The 8593-nt window shown below is 34.8% G+C and carries 9 protein-coding genes and 1 pseudogene; 6 read left to right on the top strand and 4 right to left on the bottom strand.

All coding sequences use genetic code 11. The features are described from left to right. The 3 genes and pseudogenes from FTU01_RS15160 to FTU01_RS15150 all read left to right on the top strand — a co-directional run. A pseudogene (locus FTU01_RS15160) lies at window positions 1-72 on the top strand (transcriptional regulator); the annotation flags it as partial. Between the two features lie 532 nt (window positions 73-604). Continuing rightward, entirely contained in the window at window positions 605-1018 is a 414-nt protein-coding gene (locus FTU01_RS15155) for a hypothetical protein (protein WP_086231618.1), read from the top strand. A gap of 2 nt (window positions 1019-1020) precedes the next feature. Then, a complete protein-coding gene (locus tag FTU01_RS15150; protein WP_000723215.1) occupies window positions 1021-1335 on the top strand; it encodes a hypothetical protein in 315 nt (104 codons plus the stop codon). A 187-nt stretch (window positions 1336-1522) separates the two neighbouring features. On the opposite strand, the gene FTU01_RS15145 is transcribed toward FTU01_RS15150, so the two are convergent. The 3 genes from FTU01_RS15145 to FTU01_RS15135 all read right to left on the bottom strand — a co-directional run bounded on the left by FTU01_RS15145 (window position 1523) and on the right by FTU01_RS15135 (window position 3994). Continuing rightward, window positions 1523-2140, bottom strand: coding sequence for a plasmid replication DNA-binding protein (locus FTU01_RS15145; protein ID WP_180139947.1), 618 nt, complete (start codon window positions 2138-2140; stop codon window positions 1523-1525). A 76-nt stretch (window positions 2141-2216) separates the two neighbouring features. Then, window positions 2217-3116, bottom strand: a complete 900-nt coding sequence (gene repM, locus FTU01_RS15140; RefSeq protein WP_180042149.1) for a replication initiation protein RepM — start codon at window positions 3114-3116, stop codon at window positions 2217-2219. A gap of 506 nt (window positions 3117-3622) precedes the next feature. Beyond that, window positions 3623-3994: a hypothetical protein gene (locus tag FTU01_RS15135; protein ID WP_180042147.1), complete on the bottom strand. Its 372-nt coding sequence runs from the start codon at window positions 3992-3994 to the stop codon at window positions 3623-3625. 286 nt (window positions 3995-4280) lie between these two features. Between FTU01_RS15135 and FTU01_RS15130 the strand changes: the two genes are divergently transcribed. Further along, window positions 4281-5810: a MobA/MobL family protein gene (locus tag FTU01_RS15130; protein WP_180139944.1), complete on the top strand. Its 1530-nt coding sequence runs from the start codon at window positions 4281-4283 to the stop codon at window positions 5808-5810. Window positions 5811-7047: 1237 nt separating this feature from the next. On the opposite strand, the gene FTU01_RS15125 is transcribed toward FTU01_RS15130, so the two are convergent. Next, a complete protein-coding gene (locus tag FTU01_RS15125) occupies window positions 7048-7509 on the bottom strand; it encodes a DIP1984 family protein (RefSeq protein ID WP_000761345.1) in 462 nt (153 codons plus the stop codon). 244 nt (window positions 7510-7753) lie between these two features. Between FTU01_RS15125 and FTU01_RS15120 the strand changes: the two genes are divergently transcribed. Further along, window positions 7754-8149, top strand: a complete 396-nt coding sequence (locus FTU01_RS15120; RefSeq protein WP_180034317.1) for a hypothetical protein — start codon at window positions 7754-7756, stop codon at window positions 8147-8149. A gap of 116 nt (window positions 8150-8265) precedes the next feature. Next, window positions 8266-8538 (top strand): NadS family protein, encoded by a 273-nt coding sequence (gene nadS, locus FTU01_RS15115; RefSeq protein ID WP_180139941.1) that lies wholly within the window; start codon window positions 8266-8268, stop codon window positions 8536-8538. The last annotated feature ends 55 nt before the right edge of the window (window positions 8539-8593 follow it).

Genomic DNA, 8593 nt, shown 5'->3' with positions numbered 1-8593 from the left:
GGCCGTCGCTATCCGACTGGTCCTGCAGCGACTCTAATTCGCATTCTGGATGCCCATCCAACCCTAATTTAAAAAGTTTAGATAATAAAAAACCCCGGCATCCTGCCGGGGTTTTTTATTGCCGCTGATTGTGCTGTTGTACCCTCTGATCCATGTGCAATAACTTATAATTTTTGTTTTATGTTATGGAACTTCCTGTTCCTGATGAGTTCATCATAGGAAAGTTCCAGTATCCTAGATAGCCGCAAAGGGCCGAGATTCACGTAAGCCTGAGCGTACAAAATAGCCTAAATTTTATCCACAAAAAATGTGGATAATTTTGGACATTGAGGCATTGATAAAATTTGAAAAATGCTAAAATTGATTACTTTTTAAACAAAATTATTGGCAAAACATTCCAAAACCGCTCATAAAAAAGCCGACTTGTTTCAAAGTCGGCTTTTTGCACATTTTTTGAGTTCGGTTGAATTTTTAAATCATTGATATTTAATTTAATATACAAGTGTATTTCGTATAATCGCCATTATGTTAAATAGAATCAAAAAACCTCCAATAAAATCGTTATAGTATTATTATTTATTGAATAGATAAGAGAATTAAATTAGTGAAATACTCAAATGAAAAAATAGTAAAAGCTCTCTTACTTTCTCCTTTACCACTACTTTTTTTCACAGCAGTCCTGTTTATCGTAATGAATCAGGAATACAGCCTATACTCGATTTTAGTGGTTCTTGTAGGGCACGGTCTTGTCTACTTGGCTTATTGTATTTTGACTGTACCTTTCAGCTTCATATTCTCAATTCTTTTAAATCGTTATAACAGTCTTAATTTATTAACTATCTGTATTGCCTCTATAATTATTGCTACTCCATTTTTTATTCTTTTTGGATGGAGTCACACAGGAGAAATTTCGAAAGAGTGGTGGAAGATGTATACAGATACATGGACTATCTTTATGGCTCTATTTCCTGGCTTATGTTATTGGCTGTTTTTAATTAATTTAAAAGATAAAGAATAGTTATGAAAAAAATATTATATTTTAATTTCTTAGCGATTATTTTGACTTATGTATCTTTGCTTTATCAAAAAAATATATTAGTTGCTCGCATAGTTGTAGATAAGCTTGAAAAAGTTGAAGTCATAGCTGGGGGATTTCCTCTACAGTTCCTTATAGATGGTGAAACCTCTCCAGTCGGAAGTATAAGTATCAATCCTTTATTTATTTTCATCGGCATGGATCAATTTGTTTTTCTCAATTTTTTTATTGATTATTTATTTTGGGTAAGTATTTTATTTGCTTTTTCTATGATTGTGAAAAAGTACAGAATTGTATAGATCTCCTAAAATTAACATAATACGCGTTATACGAAATGCTTTATAATTATCCTTATAATTCAACGCTGTAGTTCCTAGTTGATAGCCCGAGTTTCCATGACCGGGCTTTTTTTATGATTTTTCACGTTCCACGTCTATTCTTTGATCAATGTTTCACAACTTTGATTAGCTCAGTTGAATAGTACCCTTAGCCATTCGGCAGAAAAAATCGGCTCCAGAAGCCTCTTTTTGGCTGTTCCGGTTCAACATGTTCCGGCACTGGAATACGCTTATTTTCTGTCTGCTCCGGAGTAGTCAATCCGTCATCTTTCGGCTGAGTTTGGATCTCTACTTCTACAGGAGTTTCTCTTGGTTGAGTAGTCAATACATCATAGTTCGACTCACTTTTTGACCTAGCATCTGTTGCTATATCTAATTTTGGGTCGATAGAACTAGTTGTATAAGCTTTTGGAGCTTCTAGTAGGCGTTGTATTGCTTCAATTTGCTCATCTTTAACGTGTAACTGATCATTCTTAGCTTTTAGTTCCTCACGTTGGAACTGCTCACGCTCATGAGCCTGTTCAAGCTGTTTTTGAAGCATGTAAACCTGCTGTTCTAATAGGTGAACTTCTGACAACTTTCGTGTTTCGGTTGTCTGTGAACTGTTTACATTTCTAGAAGGTTCACCAAAGACTCGAATAGCTTCAGAAAGATCAATTTTACCGTCACTATTCTTACTTAAATTACCTTTATTAACTTGCTTATAAATGGCTTGACGAGTTATTCCATAGAGGTTTGAAAGCTCAATAACAGATAGTGATTTCATCTTGTAATTTTGGTTGTCCATTATGTGAACTAAAATACATTAACAAACAGTCAACTGCTACATACACAATCGACCTTTATGCCTTAAAGCCTAAATTTTTAAGATGAGGAATAAGTTGTTTTTGTTTTATTGGATCTCGCAGCATATCTTTAATTTTAATAGCTAAGTCGTCATAACTTTCACCTTGTTGTGCTAGGTGAGATACTTCATGTAAGCGTGAAAGCTGATTACCGAACATATTAATTTGTGAATCTGTCAATTTATAAAAATTATTCTGTTCGGATTTATGCTCAATACTTTTTGATTTTTCTTTAAACGTGAAGTGAATGTGTGTGACTTTTCGACCTGTCTTTATTTGCTCGTAAGATACATTTAAAGGGCTATGTTCATTGATTTGATCTACAGCAGTATCAATAACCCATCTCTTTAAATCAGCAGACAATGGATATCTTTTCCCTAACTCCAACATACTTCTTAGAGATTCGATGGAAATCTCTCGTTTTCCTATGGAACGATATTGGCTTAGTAGCTCATAAATACGAATAGCATATGCGCTACTCATACCAGCAATGTCAGATAGCGAATACTTAGTGAATTCACGACTTAGATTAGAAATGAACGGCAAAATTTCTTTAGAAAACCGAATTCCTACAACGCTTTTACTTTCTAAAAATCGTATGGATTGAATCCATCTCATTTTGATTGACTCATCATCAATAGCTAAATTAATTGATCTGTCATATAAGCGGTTTACACCATCTTTTAGATCTCTATAAGCTGTTTTTTCATGAACCCCAAGTTTTTTTAAATCATCAATAGTTACGCGATAAATTTCATCATCTGTAATATCTTCAGCCCGACTAATCTTACTAATAGCTGCTAAGACAATCCGTTGTTCTGTTGAGCTGAGTTGATATGAAGCCTCAATTACTTGATTTGATTTAACTACCAATTCTTTTTTAGATGTACTCATCATTTTTAATTCGATAAACTAATTATGAGTAATATAATTCTCTCATAGTTAGTAGTCAATCCCTCATAGTTAAGTAGTCAATCCCTCATAGTTAGTAGTCAATCCCTCATAGTTAGTAGTCAATCCCTCATAGTTAGTAGCTGAAAGCCTTTCTGTTAAAGCCTTTCAGATAGCCTAAAAGATTTAAAAGATTTAAAAATAATTAAAAAGGAAATTTGAAAAATTGCCCTTGGTTTTCGCTTCGCTCAAACTCTATTGAATCTCGCTTACGCTCGATTCGTCGGGGCAATTTTTAGGTTGATATTCCCGTGAATTTAAGAAAAAGCAAAAGCAACTAGGAATTCGCTTCGCTCATAAGCTGTTTACTCGCTACGCTCGATCTAGACTCAATTTTCTACATGTGATTTACGCTTATTTAGACTTCACAGCCTAAAAAGCAGTTTTTCAGAAAGTCGAGTCGCGAATTTTGTTAGTTCACTCGTAGACACTCGTTCTGTAAGACCCTCTTATTATTTAGATTTTCTTAAAATCTTTTGATCACTTGAAAATGGTTCAAAGCCGAAGAGCTTTCTATCTCGATCGCGAGTGAGTGTTTTTTCAAGCATCGAAAAAACAGGAGCATATTTCTCGGGATCTTGTTGCATTTTTGAGAGATAGAGACCACCAATGATGATTTTACGCGATGTTTGATCGCGTTCTTGTTGGCTTCTTTGAGCCGTTTTTTCTTTTTGAGTCCGCAAATTTTTCCAGTTTTTTGCTTGTTGCTCTTGGTCTTCTCGTGTGAATTTTCTTGCTGTTGTTAAGTTTTTCAGTTTTGAGATTTCATTATCAATGTGCTGAGTTGTCTCAAAAATCATTTGATCAAGTTGGTCAGGGGTCATTAAACAATCCATTAGTTCGCTCAAAGCTTGGTTATACAACAGACCACAAAAAACCACGATTTAATGTCGTCAAAATTGAAAAATTGAGGTTTTGGTGACATACGCTGCGTCAATTTTTAAAACTGCATCATAATCCGTGAAGAAGTCCCCCTGACTTTAAGGGCGCACTTATGCAAACACTCCGTTGTTTGCCGTGCGACCCCCATTTCATCGGGGGTACAGCGGTTTTCAACCGCCAAAAAACAAAGTTTTTTGAAAATCAAAAGAATTAGTGGGGGATGTGAAAATGGCAATTTATCATTGTTCAATCAAAACTATTTCACGCGGCAAAGGGCAAGCAGTTCTTGCAAGTCTTGCTTATCGAATCGGGCAGAATTTAACGTGTGAGCGGTACGGTAAAACTTTCAAATATGAAAATCGGCAGAACTCAATTGAGCATGTGGATCTGTTTCTTCCGAAAGACACAAGCGACCTGAGTTTTTATAATCACGAAAATTTATGGAACAAAGTCGAAGCACGAGAAACAAAATCAAACTCACAACTTGCTCGTGAAATTGTTGTCGCAATTCCAGCCGAACTTTCTGAGATTGAACGCATCCAACTAGTTCAGAAACAATGCCTTTGGCTAGTTGAAAAATACGGAGTTGCGGTGAGTGTTGCATTGCATAAACCGAATGATTTAGCTGAAAAAAACTATCACGCACATATCATGTTCACCACTAGAACCCTTGAAAACAATGAATTTGGCGAAAAGATTGTATTCAAAAAAGAGCAAGTAAAAGAGTTAAGAAAAACTTGGGAAATACTTGCAAATAATGCACTTGAAAAGTACAGCACAAGCATTGATTGCCGTTCTCATAACGATGCACAAAATCCAAAAATCCCCACTGTGCATGAAGGCTATTTTTTAAAAAATCTCAGTGAGGAACAAAGAGAAGAATTCGACATTGTTCAACACAACAGAAAAGCAAGACAGCAACACAAACAACTTGAGCAAATTGAAAATGGACTTAAACAAGTTCATAAAATCGGAAATGAAAATATAATTAAAACAAAGACTTTTGATGAACAAATCGCAATTTCAGAAAAGCTGATTCATGAACTGCAGTTGAAGAAATCAGAACTTGAAGAACAGAAAAAACGACAAATTGAGCTTGAGACCCGGCGAGCTGAACCGCTTGCAGCGGCCACAGCTCCCCTGGTCCATCATTGGGGAAGTGTGGCTGATGTTGATCGACTCGAAGAAATCACTCGATTTAATCCTGATCTTTTACCGCAACTACAGGCGATCAGAGACTTTGCGAGTTATGACGTGACACAGCATTTGAAATCAAAAACTGTGAAATACGGAGTTCCGACCAATCCGCAAGATAATAGGTTCAATATTCCTGTTTATGATGTCGCTAGAGCGCCCTCATTTGCGATTACAGACGACTTTTTAAAAAACTATACTGAATATTGCAGAAATGTTTTAAACACTATTACAGCGCATTACAACGCAAAAGAGAGCGTGTTTAATGAGTCATTTAGTTTAAATACTCCGAAACATGCGCTTGAGTGGCTTACTAAACAGAATGAACTTTCAGACAGTCGATTAAATGAGATTCTAGAGCCGATTGGCGCTTTTTCGTTGAGACAGAAAAACGAAGTTTTTTCTGCTCAACTTGAACAAATAAAAAAACAGCAAAGCCATATAGGAAAAGCATTTGAGCTTGCAGAAGCATATGTACCTAACACCAAAATTGATGTTGAGCAGGACAGAGCATCCGAACTTTTAAATCTGCCTGAATCAGATCCTCGGTTTGAGCCAGAGTGAAAACCTTACATTTTTTTTAGCATGAATTTAAGCGTTCTCTTAGGGAATCGTGTCAAAAAAAATGTAATACATTTTTTGATCAAAATTATAATTTTTTGGACACCAATGTTTCATGAAATGCTTGTATATCAATAGTTATACGCTGATTACCAACCGATTTTTTATTAATTTTGAGTCACGACCTTACATTTTTTTTAGCATGAATTTAAGCGTTCTCTTAGGAAATCGTGTCAAAAAAAATGTAATACATTGGTCAATATTCCTAGTATTTACAGGTATTCCAATTGAACAAATTGAAGAGGAAGCTGGATTGATTAATGTCGTTGAATGTGTTGAAAGTTTATCTAAACAAGATATGTAGGGGGTTAAGAAATTAAATTTCGTATAAGAGTTTTTATGTTAAATAATGGTTTTTATATGATCTAGTATTTCTAAATATAAGTGCAATTTTACTAAGGTTGCTTAGATGCTATGGAATCTAAATATCTAAATTGTTCATCCCCCTTTACTTCATTTTCATGTTTAATTACCGCTATTAGTAAAACTATGGTCATAGCCCCAGCTAGATAGGTGATCTTTTTTCTCATGATTTCCTTATAGTGAAATTCTTTTTGCTTATTTTATATAAATCATAAAATTGTGATATATACCAATCTGCTAGGCAACTTAGTCCTATTCCAAATAACCCAAAAAATCCGATATCTTTGTAAGCTTTAACCCACAAAAATTGGGGGATAGTTTTCGAAATAGAGTCTTTGATAAAATAGTAAAAATCAATAAATACCTACTTTTTAAACTATTATCATTGAGAGAATATTACAAAGTTGCTTAAAAAAGCCGACTTGGAAACAAGTCGGCTTTTCGACATCGTCGAGCACATTTTTTATATCATAAATTTCCGATTTTTATAATTTTCAAAGTCTATCTTTCAGCTCTTTATACAACAAAGCCGAACTGAATTAAAAATAGAAATGTAGTTGAGCTGATGCTTGCTCATTTCTTTATTTTTAGTAATTGAGGTGAACATACTGTCAGTACATGGTAGTTATAAGTAACGTGTAACTTTGTTTGCACAAAGATTTGAGTTATGCCAAGTGATGGATTGATTTGTACTTAAAATTTTAAGCTTATCCACTTGCTTTGCAAGCCACTACACTTTATTTACAATCCTATGTTGTGGAAGTAAGGGATCTTGTACTCGCCCAGTATGTTCAACTTGATTATATCTAAAGGACTATTAGGCTTCAATCAAATCAATTTTCCAATTATTCGACTGAATTAACACGTTTAAATCACGTAATTTAAGACTAATATCATCAGCTTGTTTTTGTAATGATGAAACTGGAATAACTTTATGCCACTTTATTTCCCGCGTACTATAACGATCAGATTCACGAGATGTATTACTTATTGCTGCAGTTAGGGTTTTGTGCTGTTCTACAAATTCATCACGCAAAGTCAATAAAGCAAGTAGAGAACGGCCATCATTTAATTTTGTTAAAGCATTAGTTTCATGAATTGCATAACTTAATTTTTGAAATTCTTGAATTAAAGAAAATACTTGTTTTAGTAGTTCATTTGGATCTTCAGATGGTTGATCACCATCTTGTACCAATACATTTGCATTGATACGTTGTTTTAGTGAAATAATTTTTTTTTGTTGATCACTTCGAAGTAAGAGAGCTTCTGCTAATTTCATTTTTCACCTATTAACCAATTAGAATTAAGTTTTAAACAGCTTATATCTGATGTGGTTCCGTTAATTAGACCACTCAATCTAGTTTTATAAGTTATAAATCCGCTCTAAATAATCGCCCCAGAAAGACACTGGGATGGTATACGCCCAGTGATGTTATGGCTGGTTTTTATACTGTTGCACTTGCCGCTTGAATCCGCCTTATTAAATAATATATTATTTAAAAATTATATAAAGGCTACTTATAATGAAAGTAGATACTAAAAAAGTATTATTTAAATCCCTCTTTCTATTCATTTTACTAGTTTCACAGACTATTTATGCAGAAGCAAGAAGTACGATTTGTCGAGTAAGTGTAAAAGACAAAAACCTCCATATTGGTATATGTTTTATAGAGTCTTCAAATGACTCCTCATATTATTTATCAGGGAAAACCTTGTCATATAAAACCGGAATGAAAAAGATAGGAATCAAGATTCTTGAAAAAAATAAAGCATTGATTCAAATAGAAATGTCTTCGGGAGAGCTCTATGATTGGGGCGTTACATTTCGTTCCCCAGTTCGGCCAGGATGTTGGGTGGGTTTACAAAGTGATTTCAAAGTATGCGCATTACAATTTCGCCCTAATTTATTCAAAAATTAAGGGTTGAAGCGCATATAGTTTGATGGAGCTTTTGAATAGCTACTCAAAGTCTGTGAAGGATAATCTGACAGACAAAGAGTCCTCGATCCTGCGTCAATGAGTGAAGGAGAAATTTCATGGATAATAACTTATTTGATGATCTGACTGCTTCAATCAAAGAAGCTGGCGCCATCAAACGTAATGAGATAACGGCAAATCGAGTGACTGAGCTTAAATTCCCAGACATTAAAGAAGTACGCGAGAAAACTGGCTTAACTCAGGCAGAGTTTGCTGCACGTTTGCATATCAGCGCGAGAACCCTACAAAACTGGGAACAAGGCCGTCGCTATCCGACTGGTCCTGCAGCGACTCTAATTCGCATTCTGGATGCCCATCCAACCCTAATTTAAAAAGTTTAGATAATAAAAAACCCCGGCATCCTGCCGGGGTTTTTTATTGCCGCTG

The sequence above is a fragment of the Acinetobacter sp. YH12043 genome (assembly GCF_013419915.1).
Taxonomy (GTDB): domain Bacteria; phylum Pseudomonadota; class Gammaproteobacteria; order Pseudomonadales; family Moraxellaceae; genus Acinetobacter.
Note: the sequence above shows the minus strand (reverse complement) of the source record. Positions and strands in the feature narration are given on the sequence as shown.